Origin of the sequence: Photobacterium iliopiscarium, assembly GCF_003026395.1 — a bacterium.
GTDB classification, from domain to species: domain Bacteria; phylum Pseudomonadota; class Gammaproteobacteria; order Enterobacterales; family Vibrionaceae; genus Photobacterium; species Photobacterium iliopiscarium.
In genome coordinates this window covers 306,376-326,203 of the sequence record NZ_PYOO01000004.1, presented here as the reverse complement: position 1 = coordinate 326,203, position 19,828 = coordinate 306,376, and the positions used below count along the sequence as shown (strand labels likewise).

General features: G+C 38.1%; 17 protein-coding genes and 7 pseudogenes. 7 read left to right on the top strand and 17 right to left on the bottom strand.

The features are described from left to right. Nucleotides 1-423: 423 nt before the first annotated feature. Both C9J51_RS09135 and C9J51_RS09130 read right to left on the bottom strand, forming a co-directional pair. Complete coding sequence (locus tag C9J51_RS09135; protein WP_045036118.1) at nucleotides 424-906, bottom strand: YajQ family cyclic di-GMP-binding protein; 483 nt, start codon at nucleotides 904-906, stop codon at nucleotides 424-426. A 137-nt stretch (nucleotides 907-1,043) separates the two neighbouring features. Continuing rightward, nucleotides 1,044-2,102, bottom strand: a complete 1,059-nt coding sequence (locus C9J51_RS09130; RefSeq protein WP_045040264.1) for a 3-deoxy-7-phosphoheptulonate synthase — start codon at nucleotides 2,100-2,102, stop codon at nucleotides 1,044-1,046. A 318-nt stretch (nucleotides 2,103-2,420) separates the two neighbouring features. Here C9J51_RS09130 and C9J51_RS09125 point away from each other — a divergent pair, with 318 nt between their 5' ends. After that, nucleotides 2,421-3,326 carry a putative PEP-binding protein gene (locus C9J51_RS09125; RefSeq protein ID WP_045040265.1) on the top strand — a complete coding sequence of 302 codons (906 nt, stop codon included), beginning with the start codon at nucleotides 2,421-2,423 and terminating at the stop codon, nucleotides 3,324-3,326. A gap of 315 nt (nucleotides 3,327-3,641) precedes the next feature. Here the strand turns inward: C9J51_RS09125 and C9J51_RS19765 are convergent. From C9J51_RS19765 to cra, 4 genes and pseudogenes are all read right to left on the bottom strand, one after another. Then, nucleotides 3,642-3,704, bottom strand: a pseudogene (locus C9J51_RS19765) (hypothetical protein); the annotation flags it as partial. A 27-nt stretch (nucleotides 3,705-3,731) separates the two neighbouring features. Further along, a complete protein-coding gene (locus tag C9J51_RS09115) occupies nucleotides 3,732-3,944 on the bottom strand; it encodes a cold-shock protein (protein ID WP_045036117.1) in 213 nt (70 codons plus the stop codon). A gap of 690 nt (nucleotides 3,945-4,634) precedes the next feature. Further along, nucleotides 4,635-5,669 carry an FUSC family protein gene (locus tag C9J51_RS09110; protein WP_045040266.1) on the bottom strand — a complete coding sequence of 345 codons (1,035 nt, stop codon included), beginning with the start codon at nucleotides 5,667-5,669 and terminating at the stop codon, nucleotides 4,635-4,637. 98 nt (nucleotides 5,670-5,767) lie between these two features. Then, nucleotides 5,768-6,751, bottom strand: coding sequence for a catabolite repressor/activator (cra, locus tag C9J51_RS09105; protein ID WP_045040267.1), 984 nt, complete (start codon nucleotides 6,749-6,751; stop codon nucleotides 5,768-5,770). 350 nt (nucleotides 6,752-7,101) lie between these two features. Here cra and fruB point away from each other — a divergent pair, with 350 nt between their 5' ends. The 5 genes from fruB (at nucleotide 7,102) to C9J51_RS09080 (ending at nucleotide 12,968) form a co-directional block, all read left to right on the top strand. Next, nucleotides 7,102-8,220 carry a fused PTS fructose transporter subunit IIA/HPr protein gene (gene fruB, locus C9J51_RS09100; RefSeq protein ID WP_045040268.1) on the top strand — a complete coding sequence of 373 codons (1,119 nt, stop codon included), beginning with the start codon at nucleotides 7,102-7,104 and terminating at the stop codon, nucleotides 8,218-8,220. Between the two features lie 47 nt (nucleotides 8,221-8,267). Continuing rightward, nucleotides 8,268-9,212 carry a 1-phosphofructokinase gene (gene pfkB / locus C9J51_RS09095; RefSeq protein ID WP_045040276.1) on the top strand — a complete coding sequence of 315 codons (945 nt, stop codon included), beginning with the start codon at nucleotides 8,268-8,270 and terminating at the stop codon, nucleotides 9,210-9,212. A 78-nt stretch (nucleotides 9,213-9,290) separates the two neighbouring features. Continuing rightward, on the top strand, nucleotides 9,291-11,045 hold the full coding sequence (gene fruA / locus C9J51_RS09090) for a PTS fructose transporter subunit IIBC (protein WP_045040269.1): 1,755 nt from the start codon (nucleotides 9,291-9,293) through the stop codon (nucleotides 11,043-11,045). 1,342 nt (nucleotides 11,046-12,387) lie between these two features. Beyond that, nucleotides 12,388-12,630 carry a hypothetical protein gene (locus C9J51_RS09085; protein ID WP_107274981.1) on the top strand — a complete coding sequence of 81 codons (243 nt, stop codon included), beginning with the start codon at nucleotides 12,388-12,390 and terminating at the stop codon, nucleotides 12,628-12,630. Nucleotides 12,631-12,644: 14 nt separating this feature from the next. Then, nucleotides 12,645-12,968 carry a hypothetical protein gene (locus C9J51_RS09080; RefSeq protein ID WP_107274980.1) on the top strand — a complete coding sequence of 108 codons (324 nt, stop codon included), beginning with the start codon at nucleotides 12,645-12,647 and terminating at the stop codon, nucleotides 12,966-12,968. A gap of 403 nt (nucleotides 12,969-13,371) precedes the next feature. Here C9J51_RS09080 and C9J51_RS19760 read toward each other — a convergent pair whose 3' ends face one another. After that, on the bottom strand, nucleotides 13,372-13,506 hold the full coding sequence (locus C9J51_RS19760; protein WP_407675582.1) for a hypothetical protein: 135 nt from the start codon (nucleotides 13,504-13,506) through the stop codon (nucleotides 13,372-13,374). A gap of 187 nt (nucleotides 13,507-13,693) precedes the next feature. Between C9J51_RS19760 and C9J51_RS09065 the strand changes: the two genes are divergently transcribed. Further along, nucleotides 13,694-14,182 carry a hypothetical protein gene (locus tag C9J51_RS09065; protein ID WP_107274979.1) on the top strand — a complete coding sequence of 163 codons (489 nt, stop codon included), beginning with the start codon at nucleotides 13,694-13,696 and terminating at the stop codon, nucleotides 14,180-14,182. Between the two features lie 349 nt (nucleotides 14,183-14,531). Here C9J51_RS09065 and C9J51_RS19725 read toward each other — a convergent pair. The 10 genes and pseudogenes from C9J51_RS19725 to C9J51_RS09015 form a co-directional block, all read right to left on the bottom strand. After that, a pseudogene (locus tag C9J51_RS19725) lies at nucleotides 14,532-14,799 on the bottom strand (site-specific integrase); the annotation flags it as partial. 178 nt (nucleotides 14,800-14,977) lie between these two features. After that, a complete protein-coding gene (locus tag C9J51_RS09055; RefSeq protein ID WP_280522915.1) occupies nucleotides 14,978-15,319 on the bottom strand; it encodes a GNAT family N-acetyltransferase in 342 nt (113 codons plus the stop codon). Between the two features lie 202 nt (nucleotides 15,320-15,521). Further along, nucleotides 15,522-15,730: pseudogene (locus C9J51_RS09050) on the bottom strand (site-specific integrase); the annotation flags it as partial. 249 nt (nucleotides 15,731-15,979) lie between these two features. After that, nucleotides 15,980-16,486: a GNAT family N-acetyltransferase gene (locus tag C9J51_RS09045; RefSeq protein WP_175354183.1), complete on the bottom strand. Its 507-nt coding sequence runs from the start codon at nucleotides 16,484-16,486 to the stop codon at nucleotides 15,980-15,982. After that, a complete protein-coding gene (locus C9J51_RS09040; RefSeq protein ID WP_016961200.1) occupies nucleotides 16,483-16,755 on the bottom strand; it encodes a type II toxin-antitoxin system TacA family antitoxin in 273 nt (90 codons plus the stop codon). Before C9J51_RS09040 ends, C9J51_RS09045 begins: the two co-directional genes overlap by 4 nt. Before the next feature lie 128 nt (nucleotides 16,756-16,883). Beyond that, nucleotides 16,884-17,062, bottom strand: a pseudogene (locus tag C9J51_RS19640) (phage integrase N-terminal SAM-like domain-containing protein); the annotation flags it as partial. Between the two features lie 323 nt (nucleotides 17,063-17,385). Beyond that, nucleotides 17,386-18,873, bottom strand: coding sequence for an oligopeptide:H+ symporter (locus C9J51_RS09030; protein ID WP_045040951.1), 1,488 nt, complete (start codon nucleotides 18,871-18,873; stop codon nucleotides 17,386-17,388). Between the two features lie 149 nt (nucleotides 18,874-19,022). Further along, a pseudogene (locus tag C9J51_RS19635) lies at nucleotides 19,023-19,177 on the bottom strand (phage integrase N-terminal SAM-like domain-containing protein); the annotation flags it as partial. A 37-nt stretch (nucleotides 19,178-19,214) separates the two neighbouring features. After that, a pseudogene (locus tag C9J51_RS19630) lies at nucleotides 19,215-19,394 on the bottom strand (phage integrase N-terminal SAM-like domain-containing protein); the annotation flags it as partial. Nucleotides 19,395-19,585: 191 nt separating this feature from the next. After that, a pseudogene (locus tag C9J51_RS09015) lies at nucleotides 19,586-19,687 on the bottom strand (type II toxin-antitoxin system mRNA interferase toxin, RelE/StbE family); the annotation flags it as partial. Between the last annotated feature and the right edge of the window lie 141 nt (nucleotides 19,688-19,828).

Below are 19,828 nucleotides of genomic sequence, written 5' to 3'. Positions count from 1 at the left end.
CGTGATCGTAATAAGCATTTCCGTGCTAGTTATCGTTGCTGTTGTTGTTACCTACCTTAGTTAGCCATAGAGAATGAAAAATAATTAACCATTATTGAGGTGGGTGATTATAGGGTATAAGCATGCGTCGCAACAATTTTTGCAAATAAAAAAATTTGTTTGCTTAAAAAGTATTCTTTGATGTGATTTTTATGTTGATAATGTTATTTGGTGGTTTTTTAATGGGGTTATTTTGATTATTTGATGTTTAAGAAGTGTTTTATTTTATATTTGTATGACGTATTTGCGCATAACAGTAAAGTATAATTTTAATAATTACAGTTTAAATGTTATTACTTTTTTTAAACACTATCAAAAATAGTTGAATAATTAAATCAAAAAAAAGGAAGCGTTGATACGCTTCCCTTATGATATTTGCAGTGATTAGTCACGGAAATTATCAAATTGGAACGGTTGACCAAGATCTTGTGAGCGAACTAATGCCATTGTTGCTTGTAAATCGTCACGCTTTTTAGCCGTTACACGTAATTTTTCACCTTGAATTGCAACTTGAACTTTTAATTTAGCGTCTTTAATCGCTTTAACTAATTTTTTAGCGTTGGTGGTTTCAACACCTTGCTTAAATTCAATGTTCTGTGACGCTGTTTTACCTGAGAAATTGATTGATTTACGCTCAAGTGCATTGGCATCAACACCACGTTTAGCAAGGTTGCCACGTAAAATTGCTACAATTTGATCAAGTTGAAATTCTGATTCTGAAGTAATTTTTACGATTTCTTTGTTTAATTCTACGTTGGCTTCAACACCACGAAAATCAAAACGAGTACTAATTTCTCGGATTGAATTATCTACCGCATTTTTGATTTCTACGGTATCTACTTCGGAAATAATATCAAAACATGGCATGTTATTGGCCTCTAACCTGAATATGGGAAAATTATCCCGTTATGAATTAACGCGTACATTATACTGTTAATTTAATATGAGGAAAGGAGCAACAATATATTGGTGCTCCTTTATTATATTAAAAGAGTAAAACAAAATTATGCGTTGGCATCTTTAATGGCACTGGCCAGCATATCAAGCATCACTAACGTGTCATTCCAATCGATACAAGGATCTGTTATCGATTGACCATAAACAAGTTTGCTTTCTTTACCGCAGATAACCGCTTGATTGCCTTCTTCGATAAAGCTTTCAGCCATAATGCCTGCAATAGACGTGCTGCCATTACGAATTTGCTCACAAATATCAGCCGTAACATCAAGCTGGCGTTTGTGTTGTTTTTGGCAATTACCATGGCTAAAGTCGACAATTAACTTCGGTGCTAACTCAAATTCAGCCAATGTCTCGCAGGCTATCGTTATATCTTGCTGGTGGTAATTTGGCATTTTGCCACCACGAAGAATAATATGACCATACGGATTACCAGCAGTACGATAAATGGTCATTTGACCATTTTTATCTGGCGAGCAAAATAAATGTGATGCGCGCGTAGCACGAATAGCGTCAATCGCAATTTTAATATTGCCATCAGTGCCATTTTTAAAGCCAACAGGGCAAGACAGTGCTGATGCCATTTCACGGTGAATTTGAGATTCAGTGGTGCGGGCACCAATGGCTCCCCATGTAATAAGATCTGCAATATATTGACCGGTGATCATATCTAAAAACTCAGTCGCAGTGGGTAGCCCTAGCGCATTAATATCAATTAATAATTTACGCGCTTTATGCAACCCAGTAGCCAGATCAAGGCTACCATCTAAATGTGGATCTGAGATTAAGCCTTTCCAACCAACAACAGTACGCGGCTTTTCAAAATAAGTACGCATAACGATAAATAGTTGGTCTTTATATATTTCTTGTACAGCCACAAGGCGTTTCGCATAGTCCATAGCAGCGTCGGTGTCATGAATTGAACATGGCCCTACAATCACCAAAAGACGTGAATCTTTACCTGATAAGATTGCTTCTACTTGCTTACGTGCACTATCAACATGCACCGCAATAGCATCTGTTATTGGTGACGCTATTTCTACTTCTGCTGGGGTCGGCATTCGGCCGAGACTTATTGTGCGAAGCTCATCTGTTTTCATTGGCATAATAGTTTGCCTACCTTGGGATTTCTGTAATAACCCCGTTAAGATAGCCCAAATCAGCACTGGAATAAACCAAACTTGTGATAACAAATAGGTTTTTAATGAATAATTGTGGATATTGTTAGCTGAAAGGGTGATTTTGCATGCAATTATTCATCAACATAAACACGGTGGCATATACTTAAAACGTTGAATAATTGTTATCACATATCGTTTTGTTCTTGCGTGAAAATTAAACACACAGTAAGGTCAATAAAGGTCTATTTTATTGGTGTAAATGGATAGGCATTAGGTTATTTAACATGGAGGTATAGGTAGAGTATGACAACACAAACTGAATTAATGTTGGCAACAACAGCGGTGTTACACAATGCACAACAATTAGCGACGCTAAATAATGACGGTATTGGGTTAGTTTCGTTAGATGATCTTATTGCTACCGACGTTGGTATTCATCCGTTAGTTTTTACCCAACAAAATCTTTTATCTGATGCGACTCAGCAAGCGTTACAACAAAAAATAGCTGATCAATATGGTCAACAGACTGTCGCGTTGGCTGAATATTATGTTGCTTTGTTGGCTGAGTTATTAGTGTCCGCAGCAAGACAACAAGGATCTGCGCCATTAAAAGTACAATTAGCAGGGGCTAATGCCGAATGTCGATGCCAACTATTAGGTGCTGAACTAGAAGCCATTGAAACTAATCCACAATTAGGATTACGCGGTGCGAGTCTTTATGCTGACGTTAATTATAAGACCAGTTTTGCGTTGCAATGTGAGGCGATTAAACGTGCTCGTGCAGCTGTTGGTGGTGACACGATTGAATTGGTAGTACCGTTTGTACGTACTTTTAGTGAAGCGGCAACTATGATTGATTTGTTGGCTGAACAAGGTTTATGTCGAGGTGCAAATGACTTAAAAGTCCATATGCTTTGTTCTGTGCCTGCAAATGCATTATTAGCGGATACTTTTATTCATTATTTTGATGGTTTTGTCGTGGATGTTACGCAATTAGCACAATTGGCATTAGGACAAGACTTTGCCAATGCCAAACTTCATTATCGGGTTGATACTCAAAATGATGCGATAATAACACTATTAAAAATGTTGTTAGCTGTTACGGGGAATGCGTCAAAAGAGTGCGATATTTATTATGATGCTATTTCACAAGCGCCACGTTTACAACGGTGGCTGATGGATCATGAAGTGATAACGGTTATTTGTTAAGAAGAGAAACCTGCGCTATTAATAAGACATAATAACGCAGGCTTGTTGTTTTTTCTGATTACCACTATGTAAGGGCCATGTTATGTTCAAATAAATTGTCATATTGTAGGCAGACACATAACCAATGAACCATGTAATGCGGATAAATATTAAATCCCTGTCTTTAGCTCACGCTTTACCGTGAGATAGCAATATTAAACGGCTATAATAAGGAACGTCCATTTCGTCACCGTTTATTTAGTCAGTAGTAAGTTAAATTCTAAATATTAAATAAAAGTAAACATCTTACTTTTATTTAAATAAGTTGGGTCTATATTAAATAATTAAGTAAATATATATGAAAATAACAGATATAAAAAATGCCGGCCATAGCCAGCATTTTTATTATTTATCAGCGAGGATAAATTATAAAGCTACAACATTTGAAGCTAGAAGACCTTTAGGACCTTCTGATACTTCAAAAGATACTTTTTGGCCTTCAGCTAATGTTTTAAAACCATCTGAAGCAATAGCAGCGAAGTGAACGAATACGTCAGCACCGCCGTTGTCTTGAGAAAGGAAACCAAAACCTTTTGCTTCGTTAAACCATTTTACTAGACCAGTTGTTTGATTAGACATGTAATGTCCCTTATATAAATATGATTAATTAACCGCTAAAATGCGATGTGCTAAGTGGTTAAATTATTAATGTTGCTGCCAATACAAGGGAAACACTGAAGTACAAAACGATAACGTTACTGTAGCTGAGGGTTTAACTATTACTTGGTGTTGCATTTAATAACTCTTTAAACAACAGAGCAAGACGCTATAATACCACTTGATTATTTTATGTACATCTATTTTTATTAATAATAATATTATTATTGATTGAGTTTCTGTAACTTATTGAAGTTAGTATGTAATTAATAAATAGTTCAACGCTTAAATGAAAATAGTAACCATAAATAATGATTACTATTTAAGATAAATAACGTTTCAATTATTAAATTGAATAATTAACCACCTAATTACTGCTATTTAACCGCCATAGTTAAATAATATTTTATCCTTCAATATATTGCAGGATAGGGTAAACGCCATGCTTAAAAATTAATCCAATTTCAGAAAGGCTTATCTATATTCGAAATTCGAATTTATACACATGTACGAAATTGAAAAATAAGGTGGAGAACGTTTATTTAATCTGCGTTGGAAAATGGTGATATTTGTCCTGAATGTTATGCAAAATCACCACCGATACTTGAGAAAGTATTAACCTTGGCTGAGTCTCGGTGGTAATTAGGTATTTTTAAGAAGAGAACAACAGTTTTATTGATTGATAATCCGCAATTGAATGATTAACGCCTCTAGTCGACTCATAAATTGGCGAGTTAGCCAAAAATAGCCATAAATACCCAGCGCATTAGCCGTATCATCTGGCGATATTGCTTCTGCCATTGTGGGTAACAGATCCATATTTGGTAATGTATCAATGTTCGATAAACTACTATGATTAATTGAAGCCTGCTCTAACTGACTTAAAATAGTAATAATATGTTGTTGATAGACTTTTAGATCGTTTTGAGCCAGTAATTGACGACGGCTAATATCTGAACTCCAATGAGTTTCAATTAATTGTTCAGTTACACTAATTAATGAACGTTGCACGGTAATAATTGTTCGATAATGACCCGCAAGTTTATGCCTTTCTTTTTGCACATTAGGCAATAGAATGATCATCTTCATGTGTCGTTCTAATACTTCACGTTTCATGGCATTTAACTGCTTAATACTTAGCATGTGGGCTGAAGCGTGTGCTTGGTAAAGCTGACGTAATGCGCGTAAATTTTGATTAAACAGTAAATTCCAACCGGTTATCGCACGAATAGGTAATAGTAAAGAAAAGGCAATCGCAATCAAACTACCAATAAGAATATTAGCAACACGCCATAATGCGACGCTAACCTCTAACGCAGTGTCTCCTTGATAAGAAACAATGATGAGTGTCATTACGGCTAAAAAGAAGAAATAGATATTTTTACCGTAAGATTTTAAAGACAGTAAAAAGACCCACGCCAACATCCATACCGGAATCAGGTAATCAAACTGATCAGGGAATAGCACCGTTAAAAGTCCTAATATAGCCCCTAATAATGTGCCTCCAATACGCTGAAAGCCTTTATAAACAATCGCACCAGCGTAAGGTTGCATCATAACGACAACCACGGTGACAGGACCCCACATTGAATGTGGAACGTGGACAACAGCATAAAAGGCAAGCGTAAAAGCAATCGCCAATGTTACCCGTAAAGCATGAGAGAATTGTGCATGCGATATTAATAATGCTTTAAGACGTAAATACATGGTGGAGCCTATAGCAACCTAGTAAAAAGAGATAATGATAAGTAATCGTGTATTTTTTCATTATTGTTATTATTCTGCAATGAATAATAGCAATATCATTAACGATGAATGACTTGGCGCGGAATTACCTCAACATTCGGTTCATAGCTACCTTTTATTGCTTCTAGTGCCAATGTAAGCGCATGATCGGCGATAACTTCAAATTGTTGTGGTAATGACTGTATTTTATTGGGTAAAAAATCCAATAGGCGGTTATCACCAAACGTTGCAAGATAAGTACGACTCATTAGTTGTGGATTTTTAAGTAAACAATCCAGTACCCCTTCAAACAAGGTATAGGATGTTGCTAATATCGCATCAGGAAAACAGTCATCATCAATCCATTGCTGAACCATACGTTGCCCATTTTGCTGACTAAAATGCTCCCCATAACTCATAATAGTCGTCACAGGTTGTGAATGGCGGTTAATCGCTGCGGTAAAGCCTTGCTGGCGTTCTTTCGATACTCCTAAATCTGCAACGGCACCAATAAGACCAATACTGTTAATGGGCTTTCTCAATAATGATTGTGTCAGTTGATAAGCACCTTCTAAATCTTCACTGATCACTGAGATAAAAAACTCATCGTCTAATGCACGGTCAATGGCAATTACAGGTACGCCATTGGCTTGAATCTTTCGATAAAATGTGTTATCAGAAGCAAGGGCACTGGCGACAATTAATGCATCAGTTCGACGGCTTAATAGCATGTCGGCAACCTTCATTTCGGTTGCAGGATCATCATCAGAGCAAGAGATAATCATTTGATAACCGGCTTTGCGCGCATCACGCTCTAATAACTTAGCAATTTTGGCATAACTGCTGTTTTCTAAATCAGGAATGATCAGCCCGAGTGAATGGCTGTTTCCAACTCGAAGCGAGGTAGCAGCATGATCGGGGCGATAGTTATGTTCTTCAACAACAGCCATTACTTTGAGCTGAGTTTTTTCACTAATACGATATTGTTTTGCTTTACCGTTAATAACATAACTTGCCGTTGTTCGAGACACGCCTGCTAGTTTTGCGATTTCATCCAATGTCATTATCGTTATCCGTTGTGAATTCATGTTAGGGAAAGCATCAGAGATCTAATCGGGCTGATTGTTATTTACTAAATATAAGTTTGTGCGCTTGATCATATATTCACTTAATGCATACTTATCAGTGTTTGCAATTCTAGCTGAAACGATTCAGTATGCAAGCTGAAAGGTTTCAGCAGGGTGTTGTTAAGCGATAAACACCCGTTGTGAACATTTTTTATTTCCCGTTTTGCTGAAACGATTCAGCTATTGATAAGCACATACTGCGATGAAGTGAATAGGGTTTATCAATAGCTTAATGAACAGCACTATAAATAGCGACGATCTCACAGAGAATTGAATCGGAGAGTTACATGTTATCACTGTCTAAAAATGATATTTCGATGCAGCAAACGGCATCTAACAAACAAGACGCAATCAAAGCGTTGGCGGCTGATCTTGAAGCAACGGGATTAGTACAGACAGGGTATGTCAATGGCATGCTTGCCCGTGAACAACAAAATTCAACGTATTTAGGCAACGGTATTGCGATCCCACATGGTACGACTGAAACCCGTGATTTAGTTAACCATACCGGAGTGAAAATTCATCACTTTCCACAAGGTGTGCCATGGGGCAATGATAATACGGCTTATATTGCGATAGGGATTGCGGCTCAATCGGATGAGCATTTAGGCATTCTAAAACAGTTAACCAAAGTGTTATCTGCTGATGGTATTGAAGAAAAATTACGCCATTGTGAGTCTGAGCAAGCGATCATTACCTTATTAAGTGGTGATGAGCAGCAAGAGGCTGAGTGTAATGCTGAGCTTATTTTGAAGCAATTTCCTGCGCAAGATTTATTACAGTTAACCGCTGTTGCTGCGGGCTTAATTAAATACCAAGGATTTGCAGAAACAGCCACCGTCACTGATGCGATTAGCCAAGGGGCAAGTTATTTAGGGCAAGGCTTATGGTTAGTTAAAAGTAATAAGCAGGTTAAACGTACCGCGATTGCAGTGGTAACACCTCAAGAGCCTTTTGAAGAATTAGGTCACCCTGTGGCGGGTATGATCATGATCGCGGCCAATAATACTGCTCATAAAGCGAACCTTGAATACCTCACATCTTTGATTTATCAAGGCAAGATTGCGCAATGGTTAGCATCATCAGCACAAGAAATGGTAACCGCACTGACGCAAGTCGCATTAGAAGGCAATCAAGCTATATTTACGATTCGTAATCCCCATGGTTTACATGCCCGCCCTGGTGCAATGTTAGTTAATACTACCAAGAAATTCGATGCGGATATTCAAGTGGTTAATATCACCAGCGACAGTAAGCCCGTTAATGCGAAAAGTTTAATGAAAGTGATTGGTCTTGGTGTGAAATGCGGTAATGAATTGCAATTTACCGCACATGGCAGTGATGCAGACGCGGCATTAACGGCAATCGGTCAAGCTATTGCTGATGGCTTAGGCGAAAAACTATAAGGATCGCAGCAATGACAATTTCAACCTTACAGACAGAGATTCAAACCATGCACCATGTTGTTAAACCTAACGTTGTTGCGGTAACACTCAACCCAGCATTAGATCTTACTGGAAGTCTAGCGACCATTTCGCTAGGCCGTGTCAATGTGGTTGAACACGGTAATTTACATCCTGCGGGTAAAGGCGTGAACGTTGCTAAAGTCTTAGCAGAGCTTGGTGCTGATGTGACAGTAACGGGTTTATTAGGAGCTGATAACCAAGAACCTTTTTGCCAATTGTTTGAGCAAATCGGCGCAACAGATAAGTTTATTCGCGTGGCGGGTGCAAGCCGGATTAATGTTAAATTAGTCGAAAAAAATGGTCAGGTAAGTGACATTAATTTTCCTGGCGTTGCCGTTACAGCTGCCAATATTTTAGCCTTTGAAAAAACATTATTTGAATTAGCAGTCACCCATGATGTATTTGTGATTGCAGGTAGCTTGCCACAAGGTATTACTCCTGACATGTGCGCTAATTGGTTAGAAAAATTACATCAATTGGGCAAAAAAGTGTTGTTTGATAGCAGTAAATCAGCATTAGAAGCAGGTTTAGAAGCCCATCCGTGGTTGGTTAAACCGAATGATGAAGAACTGGCTGAATGGGCAGGACAAGCATTAGAAACGCAACAACAATGTATGGACGTTGCGGAACAAATTGCAGCTAAAGGGATCACAAATGTTGTGGTATCACTCGGTGCAAAAGGGGTGATGTGGCTTAACCATGAAGGCTGGTTACATGCTCAACCGCCAAAAATGGACGTAGTGAGTACCGTTGGCGCAGGTGATACTTTAGTTGCTGGTTTATGTTGGGGTGAACTTAATCAACATTCAAAAGCACAGTCATTACAATTTGCGACGGCATTATCAGCAGTAGCGGTGACACAAGTGGGTGTTGGTGTTGAGAATATCAATAAAGTTAATGATATTGCTAAACATGTCATTGTAACTCAATAGCTTAAGTACATAGAGATTAATCACATCATTGCTTAACGACAGAAGAACATGTGAAGCAACATTGACCAAGGTGTAAATATGAAAATAGCATTAGTAACAGCTTGTCCTAGCGGCATCGCAACCACCATTATCGCAGCGGGTTTATTAGAAAAAGCCGCCGCAGAGCTACAATGGCAAGCAAGCATTGAATGCCAAACTGCATTTAATCCAACCAAAGAACTGACTCAACAACAGATTGATGATGCTGAAGTGATCATCATTGCGGCAGGAATCGCTGTTGATGATACCCGTTTTGTGGGTAAAAAAGTTTATCAAGCTGATATCACCGCTTGTTTTGAAAATACCAAAGCATGGCTAACAGACGCCGTTACACAAGCACAAGTATTAACGGCAGCCAGCACTCAACCTGTCGCTGATGAAACCGAAAATGCGATTAAGAAAATTGTCGCGATCACCGCTTGTCCAACGGGTGTTGCTCATACTTTTATGGCAGCAGAAGCGTTGACAGAAGAAGGTCAGCGTCAGGGTTATGATATTAAAGTTGAAACCCGTGGCTCAGTTGGCGCTAAAAACCAATTAACAGATGCGGAGATTGCAGCCGCAGATTTAGTCATTATCGCTGCCGATATTGAAGTAGACTTAGCCCGATTTAATGGCAAAAAGCTTTACAAAACCAGCACAGGATTAGCACTCAAGAAAACCAAACCAGAAATTGAAAAAGCCTTTGCAACTGCTACTGTATATCAACATTCTGGAAATACTAACGCTCAAAACACAGATACAAAAACTGAAAAAGCAGGGCCGTATAAACACCTAATGACAGGTGTGTCTTACATGTTGCCATTAGTGGTAGCTGGTGGTTTATCCATTGCCTTATCGTTTGTATTTGGTATCGAAGCCTTTAAACAAGAAGGCACGTTAGCCGCAGCCCTAATGACCATCGGTGGTGGTTCAGCATTTGCGTTAATGGTGCCAGTATTGGCGGGTTTCATCGCATTCTCAATTGCAGATCGCCCAGGTTTAGCACCGGGTTTAATTGGCGGTATGTTAGCTAGTACCACGGGCGCGGGTTTCTTAGGCGGCATCGTTGCCGGTTTCCTTGCAGGTTACAGTGCTAAATTTTTGGTTGAAAAAATCAAACTGCCACAATCAATGGAAGCGCTAAAACCGATTTTGATTGTGCCATTATTAGCCAGCTTAATTACCGGCTTGGTAATGATTTACATTGTTGGTGGTCCAGTATCAGCAGCAATGGCAGGTTTAACCACATTCTTAAACAACATGGGTTCAGCGAACGCGGTATTACTGGGTATTATCCTTGGTTGTATGATGTGTTTCGACTTAGGTGGTCCTGTAAACAAAGCCGCTTATACCTTTGGTGTTGGCTTGTTAGCTTCACAAACCTATGCCCCAATGGCAGCAGTAATGGCAGCAGGTATGGTGCCAGCAATGGGTATGGGTTTAGCAACATTCCTTGCGAAGCGTAAGTTCTCAGCCAGCGAAAATGAAGCAGGTAAAGCCTCGTTTGTATTAGGCATGTGCTTTATTACTGAAGGCGCGATCCCATTTGCAGCCCGCGATCCAATGCGTGTTATTCCAAGCTGTATGATTGGTGGCGCATTAACAGGTGCATTATCAATGTTGTTTGGCGCAAAACTAATGGCTCCACATGGTGGCTTGTTTGTTCTGCTCATTCCAAACGCAATTTCACCAGCGCTACTTTACCTTGTCGCCATTGCTGCGGGTACGGTAGTAACAGGCGTGATGTACGCATTCTTAAAGCGTCCAGAAGAAGGCTCTGTTGCTGCTCAAACGGCACAAGCTAACGCGTAATTAATAGCGAATACACCATTATTTAAAGCCGACTTCATTGTCGGCTTTTTTGTGGGGGGATAAAGGGGATAGATTGTAAGGGACGAGGGATTAGGAATAGCGCATATTGTTATAAAAGCCACAATAGCTCGTCATTCCCTACAGTGAGATTACGAACGAGATAGGGAATCTATTTGCAGCGCGTTGAAGTGTTATTATTTTTGATATTTTTAAGCGCTTACTGAAAATTCCGAGAGTAAATACAAAACCCACCCTCGTCATTCCCTACAGTGAGGTTACGAACGGGATAGGGAATCTACTTACAGCGCGTTGTAGTGTTATTACATTTTGATGTTTTTAAACGCTCACTGAAAATTCCAAGAGTAAATACAAAACCCACCCCGTCATTTCCTACAGTGAGGTTACGAACGCGATAGGGAATCTATTTACAGCGCGTTGTAGTGTTATTATTTTTTGATATTTTTAAACGCTCACTGAAAATTCCAAGAGTAAATGTAAAACCCACCCTGTCATTCCCTATAGTGAGGTTACGAACGTGATAGGGAATCTATTTATAGCGTGTTGTAGTGTTATTATTTTTTGATATTTTTAAACGCTCACTGAAAATTCCTAGAGTAAATACAAAACCCACCCCGTCATTCCCTACAGTGAGGTTACGAACGCGATAGGGAATCTATTTATAGCGTGTTGTAGTGTTATTATATTTTGATATTTTTAAACGCTCATTGAAAATACTGAGAGTGAATACAAAAACCATCCCGTCATTCCCTACAATGAGGTTGCTAACGCGATAGGGAATCTATTTATATCGTGTTGTAGTGTTATTATTTTTTGATATTTTTAAGTGCTCACTGAAAATTCCGAGAGTGAATGCAAAACCCACCCCCGTCATTCCCTACAGTGAGGTTACGAACGAGATAGGGAATCTACTTACAGCGTGTTGAATCGTTATTAATTATTATTTTTTAAATGTGGTGATTGGTTATTTAAATAAGACAGAAATTGTTCAATATCATCATTATCTAATTTGTCAGGATGTTTTATATATATGTATTCTTTTATATAAGTTAGAAAGAGAGAAGCCATTGCGCACCTTTTATACTGTTAATACATACAGCAATTAGTATTAGTAAAAAAAGTGGAAACTAAAAGGCAGGTGCCCGATTTTGTGACTTCTATCGGGCAACCAATGTAATAATGTTTTTGATTTATAATGTTTTTTGTATAATGACGAATTAAATACGGGCGCAGGTTCAAAGAACAAATTCGGGCAAGTTGTTAATATAATAAGTTGTTATATTTTCGGTGATACATCAGTAATGTATTTAGAGGTTGTAATACTATGGATTGGAAAAACAAGTTAAAAATTAATGATGGCGATGTGGTTAAATTTGTCAGCAAATTTGAAGCTGGAAATTTAGGGCAGAATGAACGATATAAGTATGAGATTGTAAATTCTCAAGGTCAAACTGTTGGTTCTATAAAGTACGTCGAGTATACATCAATTAAAGCTCCATTTAATCAAACATACTCTCTTCAACAGTTTGATATTGATGATAATGAAGTGGTTTTTGAACGTTGGTAAGTAAGGGGTTATAAATGATCACAGTAAAAATAAATAAAATAAATGTTCAAACGGTTAGTAAAGACGATGTTGAGTCACAAGTTAACGCATTAAATGATATGACGTTTTTAGATTTCAAAAATCTACACAAATCAGCTATTGATAATGCCGTTACGAATAACCTTAATTCAGATGATTATCTAAATGTAGTATCTGTCTATTTATCCATGAACAACATTAAAGTTAATGATGTTAAGTGGTTCAGGATAGAAAGCAGTAGCGTTGGTATTATTTGTTGTCACGGTACAGAACAAAGTGATAATGACATTATACAGTCTATGCTTGTTCAGCTGTCCTAATGAAAATATAACAGATAAGGATATGTGTCGCGCAGCCGACACCTATCCGAAGTGTTGGACAAGCCCGAGCGGCTTTATATAAGTAAATATTGCGAATGTAATGAAGTGTGATGCTAAAAAGAAGTTGAGCGTTATCCTTGGCGTGAACCAATCAAATTAATTTATTGATTTATAATTAGATCCTCTTTAATTATTACGCGTTAATGCCATTATCCTTATTGTTTTACGTTTTTATCTGGGTCGAAAAATCCCCGCCAATTGCATGACATGCTGAAAACATAGGACACCCATAATATTCGTAAACCACTACGATCAATTCTAACGGTGCTCCATGAATGGGTTTTAATCAGTTGGGCAAAGTATCGCTTGAGATCATCAGTGGTTAACGTATCAGGTGATTTATTCAATGGTGAGTAATGCGACGAAGTGCACGACTATAACCATCAATAGTAGCTGGACGTTTACCTTGCAAGGTTAGGTGGGTAACATGTTGTTCATAAAGATAATCTGAACGTTGTTGTTGTTCGTTATTCATCATTAGGCGTATTAAAGGTAGTTTAATCGCTGTCTGCTTTACTCTGCCGCGCAGCGGCTTCGTTCAACAAACGGTTTAAGAGTGATTCGCAACGCGTGGCATTTTTACTATGCGTTGCGTTCAGTGAGGTGGTATGCGGAAGCATCGGTATTTCGTTGCTCACACCTTAACAGGGCGTAAGGTTTCAAAAATGAACATAAAGAAAGTTTGGTTAATTTTAAGCTCAGTTTGGATAGCGTTGTGGAGTTATCTTTATGTCCCAGTTTTACTTGAGGAGGTTGAGTCTTTCGAAAGTAGTGTAAGTGAGCAGTTTAGAAGTGATGTTTTACTGAATTTTAAGAAGTGTCTTTTGGATAATGGTACGGATTATCTGTCAGTCAAACTAGACTCCGTAACTTACTGTAAAGACTATGTTGCGAAACAATGCGGTAACGTTCTGTTTTGTAGTAAAGACCTGTTTCGTGAATTATGTTTTAAAAGTTATATTGAGCCATGCAGACACTTTGCTTTCGTTGATCCAAACAAGATGGATGGGGTAGATCGCTCCTTGAAAAGGAAAGCTGGATTGTTTATCGAAAAAGGCTATTATTTAGCGTTCCTGTTCTATATCGCTTTTGTGGTGATCATTCCCTATTTAATGTCCTTAGCTCCAAAAATTAAGAAATGGTTATATACGTGAGATGAAGCCTAACAGATAAGGATATGTGTCGCGCAGCCGACACCTATTCAAGTGTTGGACAAGTCCGAGCGGCTTCATATAAGTAAATATTGCGAATGTCATGAAAGGTAATGTTGAAAAGAAGCCGTCATTCCCTACAGTGAATGCCCGTGAGGGCGATAGGGAATTGTGGTCGCCACAACGAATCTACCATTAGCGTGTCGTAGAATTACTATTTCATTGGTGTCTTTTAGGCTCGATCACGCTATTAATAGATCACGGATAGCTCATGCTTCGCTTCCGAGATGACGGATAATAGGCAGTGAATTCTTTGTTGCTATACGTAAATTAATTCTCGCCATTCTCAATCACGTTGAAGTACATGCTTAAAGAAAAACTGTAATCCATTACGATCAATTCTAACGATGCTCCATGAATGGGTTTTAATCAGTTGAGCAAAGTATCGCTTGAGATCATCAGTGGTTAACGTATCAGGTGATTTACCTAAATGGTGAGTAATGCGACGAAGTGCACGACTATAACCATCAATAGTGGCTGGACGTTTACCTTGTAAAGTTTAGGTGGGTAACATGTTGTGTATAAAGATAATCTTAACGTTGTTGTTGTTCGTTATTCATCATTAGTCTTATTAAAGGTAGCTTAATAGTTGTCGGCTTTACTCTGCCGCGCAGCGGCTTCGTTCAACAAATGTATCAATACGATGCTTATAACATTCGGCGTTTTTGGTTTGAAGTATAATTGGTTTTGAAAGTTGGTCGTCAGCACGTGTTATGGCGGAGTTAACTGCTTCTTGGTTTAAATTAATTCACCGATACTAGCTCTAATGTCTGCAATTGTAATAAACAGTTTGTTATCAGCGTCTTTAAATGCGGTAAAACCGTATTTTTCATAGAAATCCTCAGCGCCATCTTTTGCATCAACAATGACGACAGGGAAGGCGACCGTTTCACTTGCCATTAATAGTTTTCTAAGCGCATCAATCAAAAGCCATTCACCGAAACCCTGACCTTTGTATCTATGGTCAACGGCTAAGCGGGCAATCAAACCACCAGAAGTTATACCAAAACATAGGACACCCATAACTTTCCATTTCGAAAATAGATAATAATTAACGTGATTATCTGAGCTTACAATCATCATTCCCTACAGTGAATGTCTGCGAGAGCGATAGCGCGATTACCATTAGCGTGTCGTAGAATTACTATTTTATTGATATCTTTTAAGCTCGATCACGTGATGAATAGATCACGGATAGCTCATGCTTCGCTTCCGAGATGACGGATAATAGGCAGTGAATTCTTTGTTGCTATACGTAAATTAATTCTCGCCATTCTCAATCACGTTGAAGTACATGCTTAAAGAAAAACTGTAATCCATTACGATTAATTCTAACGGTGCTCCATGAATGGGTTTTAATCAGTTGAGCAAAGTATCGCTTGAGATCATTAGTGGTTAACGTATCAGGTGATTTATTCAATGGTGACTAATGCAACGAAGTGCACGACTATAACCATCAATAGTGGCTGGACGTTTACCTTGTAAGGTTAGCTAGGTAACATGTTGTTAATAAAGATAATCTTAACGTTGGTGTTATTCGTTATTCATCATTAATACTCCATTATAAGGAGTATTAAAGGTAGCTTAATCGCAGTCTGCTTTATTCTGCCGCGCAACAGCTTCGTTCAACAAAGCTATCAACACGATGTTTATAATATTCGGCATTTTTGGTTTGAAGTATAATTGGTTTTGAAAGTTGCTCGTCAGCACGTGTTATGGTGGCGTTAACTGCTTCTTGGTTTAAATTAATTCACCGATACTAGCTCTAATGTCTGCAATTGTAATAAACAGTTTGTTATCAGCGTCTTTAAATGCGGTAAAACCGTATTTTTCATAGAAATACTCAGCGCCATCTTTTGCATCAACAATGACGACAGGGAAGGCGACCGTTTCACTTGCCATTAATAGTTTTCTAAGCGCATCAATCAAAAGCCATTCACCGAAACCCTGGCCTTTGTATCTATGGTCAACGGCTAAGCGGGCAATCAAACCACCAGAGGTTACACTGTGATGTTTCTTCTGTAATTTAGGAGGTAAATCCTGAATATCAATCGGTGTCATTGTCAATGTGTAATAACCAATAATGTGCTCAGGACATTGCTTATCTTCAAGAACAAAAGTACGAGTATTGTCTTTCTTAGCTTGTTGGCTTGCCATAACTTTTAAGTAATTATTGAGTGCGGTAATACCACAATCAAAACGATTTCGGTCATGTTTAGCTTTTTCTAATTGGACAGTATTCATTATTGAGTTTTATCCATATAACGTGAAGCGGCTTTTTGTAATTTACTATTTGGTTTAGCTGGTTGGTCTAACGCAGTCATTAAAGTCATAGCATCTTGCTGGCTTAGTTGTAGGGCTCGTTCACGTTCCATAATAGTTTTTGCTTTTTCTACAGCTGCACTAAGCACAAATGAGTTAATGCTAGACATACCGGCAATAGCCGCAGCTTGAGATAGTAGTTCTTGTGTATCAATATCTACACGTGCTGTAATACGAGGTAATGTAGTAGCCATAATAATCTCCATTCAGTGTCAAAGTGGCACAGGTGAATTGTAGTTTAATTATTATACGCTGACAAGTTTTGTGCCATTTTGGCACGCTGTAAGAGATGGTAAGAAAAGAGATAGGACACCCATAACTTTCGTAATCCATTACGATCAATTCTGACTGTACTCCATGAATGGATTTTAATCAGTTGAGCAAAGTATCGCTTGAGATCATCAGTGGTTAATGTATCGGGGGATTTATTTAATGGTGAGTAATACGACGAAGTGCACGACTATAACTATCAATAGTAGCTGGACATTTACCTTGTAAAATTAGGTGGGTAACATGTTGTTCATAAAGATAATCTAAACGTTATTGTTCGTTATTCATCATTAATACTCCATTATAAGGAGTATTAAAATTGGTGTGGTGCTTGCTATGCGACGGCAGCAATTAATCAGATATTGCCTAATGAGTTAGAAATACAGTCAGAATTTTGTATGCAAATCCTGGCGATGTTGAATCTGTTTTACCCTGAAATGTAAAAATCAACGTGTAGTTCTTCACACGCTTACAAAACAATAATAAAAAGCAGAATGAGCATCAAGCTTCATTCTGCTGTTGTGTTTAAGTCAGATGATTCTTATTGATTGAACTTAATGTTGCTTAATCAACTCAAGAGATTCAGATTGTGAATTTGTCATCATGCGATTCAATTTTGGTACTGTGATCGCCATTACAATAGCAACCGCTAGAGTAATAAAACCAATGTTTTGGAATAACTCAGTGTAAACAGGCAGTGTATCTAGAGGATCAGTAAGATGCTCTGGTGTCACACTAAAAGTAGCAACATAGCCACCAATAATAAATGATGCCGCCTGAGTTAAGAACCATGCACCCATAGTAAAGCCCATCAAACGTTGTGGTACTAAGCTAGCAACCATCGCAAGGCCAAGACCACTGATCATTAGTTCACCTAAACTTTGGAATAAATAAACTAAAACCATCCACCAAATAGAGACCATACCTGCTTGGTCTGCAAACCAGTTTCCCGCAGCTGCTACTGATAAAAAACCGAATGCGCTCATAAACATACCAACCGTAAATTTACCCGGCATGGATAAGTCTTTATTTTTATTTCCATAATATGTATATAAGTAAGCCAAGATAGGACTACAAAATACAACCCAAAATGGGTTTAATGCTTGTAAGCTCACAGGGTTTATATTGATACCGAATAATTCAGTATGAACGTTATTAATAGCAAAGAAGTTTAATGACGTTGGCATTTGTGCGTATAACACGTAGAAAATAATGGCTTGCAGCATAAGGATAAAGGCAACGATCATTTTGTTACGTTGTTCGCCCGTTTCTTTTAACGTTTCTTTTAAGAAAAATCCAACAACCCCGATACCAATTGCACCAAGAGCCAAGTTAGCCATCATAATATTTTGCAGTAACCATGCACAAATTAAAGTAGAGGCAATAGTTCCAATTAGTACAATTAAGGCTTTAGTTTTATTTAGTGGTTGAGAATCTGGTTCTGAACCTATCCCTTGCACTGTGCTACGAAGAGAAAAGTAGCTAAATAGGCTAGCTATTAATCCTAAACCACAGATTAAAAAGGCATATTCATAACCATAATTATTCGCAATTACAGGGCTTAAAGAAAGCGAAACGAGTGAGCCAATATTGATTGACATATAATAAAGGGTAAATGCACCATCTAGGCGTGAGTCACCTTCTTCATAACATTTAGCTAATAAGCTTGATGGATTTGCTTTAAATAAACCATTACCTACCGCAATAGAACCAAGCGCTAAATAGATAAAATTAGGGTTCAGGATGGAGAAGCCCATCAAGAAATAACCTAAAGCAAGAACAATGGCTCCAAAGACCATGGTGCGCTTAGTACCTAGAACATAATCTCCGACGTAGCCACCGACAGAGACAAGCCCGTAAACTAAGGCGGCAAATGCACCAAAGGTAACGAAAGAGTCTTGCATGCTAAAACCAAGCTTATCTACGAAGTAGACGGCGAGGATCCCTTGAAGTCCGTAGTAACCAAATCGCTCCCATAATTCAATGAAAAATATCATTTTGAATGGTTTCGGTTGGTTTAATATACTTGATTTATTTCCCATATTAGTTATTTAACCTAGCAAGTAGATGTTGTGGTGGTATTAAACGTTAAGTTAGATCTTATTAACGTGATATTCATTTGCTTTGAGTTAGTTTTACTGTGAGGTAAGTCCCATTAGATCAAATAAAAAACATAGGACACCCATAACTTTTGTAATCCATTACGATCAATTCTGACAGTGCTCGATGAATGGGTTTTAATTAGTTGATCAAAGTATCGCTTGAGATCACTCGTGGTTAACGTATCGGGGGATTTATTTAATGGTGAGTAATGCGACGAAGTGCACGACTATAACTATCAATAGTGATTAAACTAAAAAACATAGGACACCCATAACTTTCATTATTGATTACAGTGAATTCTGACGGTGCTCGATGAATGGATTTTAATTAGTTGATCAAAGTATCGCTTGAGATCACTCGTGGTTAACGTATCGGGCGATTTATTCAAATGGTGAGTAATACGACGAAGTGCACGACTATAACCATCAATAGTGATTAAACGTTTATCTTGTAGAGTTAGGTAGGTAACATGTTGTTAATAAAGATAATCTGAATGTTGCTGTTGTTCGTCCAATAATCGCATCAATACGATTTGCTACATTCGGTGTTGTAGGTTTGTCTTTGGTTTAGGTGTTTTAGGAGGTAAAATTCAGCTAGGTCTACATAGTAGTAAACGTGTTATGCAGGCGTTAGTTTGCCCACTGACTACAATCAGTCGGTAGGGAATTTTTGCTTATGGTGTAGAACTCGCATTACACGAATTGCTGAGCCATCAACCCAGTAGGAAACGATCATTGAGATTTCCGGGATTAAAAAACATAGGACACCCATAACTTTCCATTTCGAAAATAGATAAGAATTAACGCGATTCTCTGAGTTGACCGTCTATTTGCCTTGAGTTGAAATATTGTTGAGTATAAATAACGGTGTACTATTGCTGGTTGTTGGATGTTT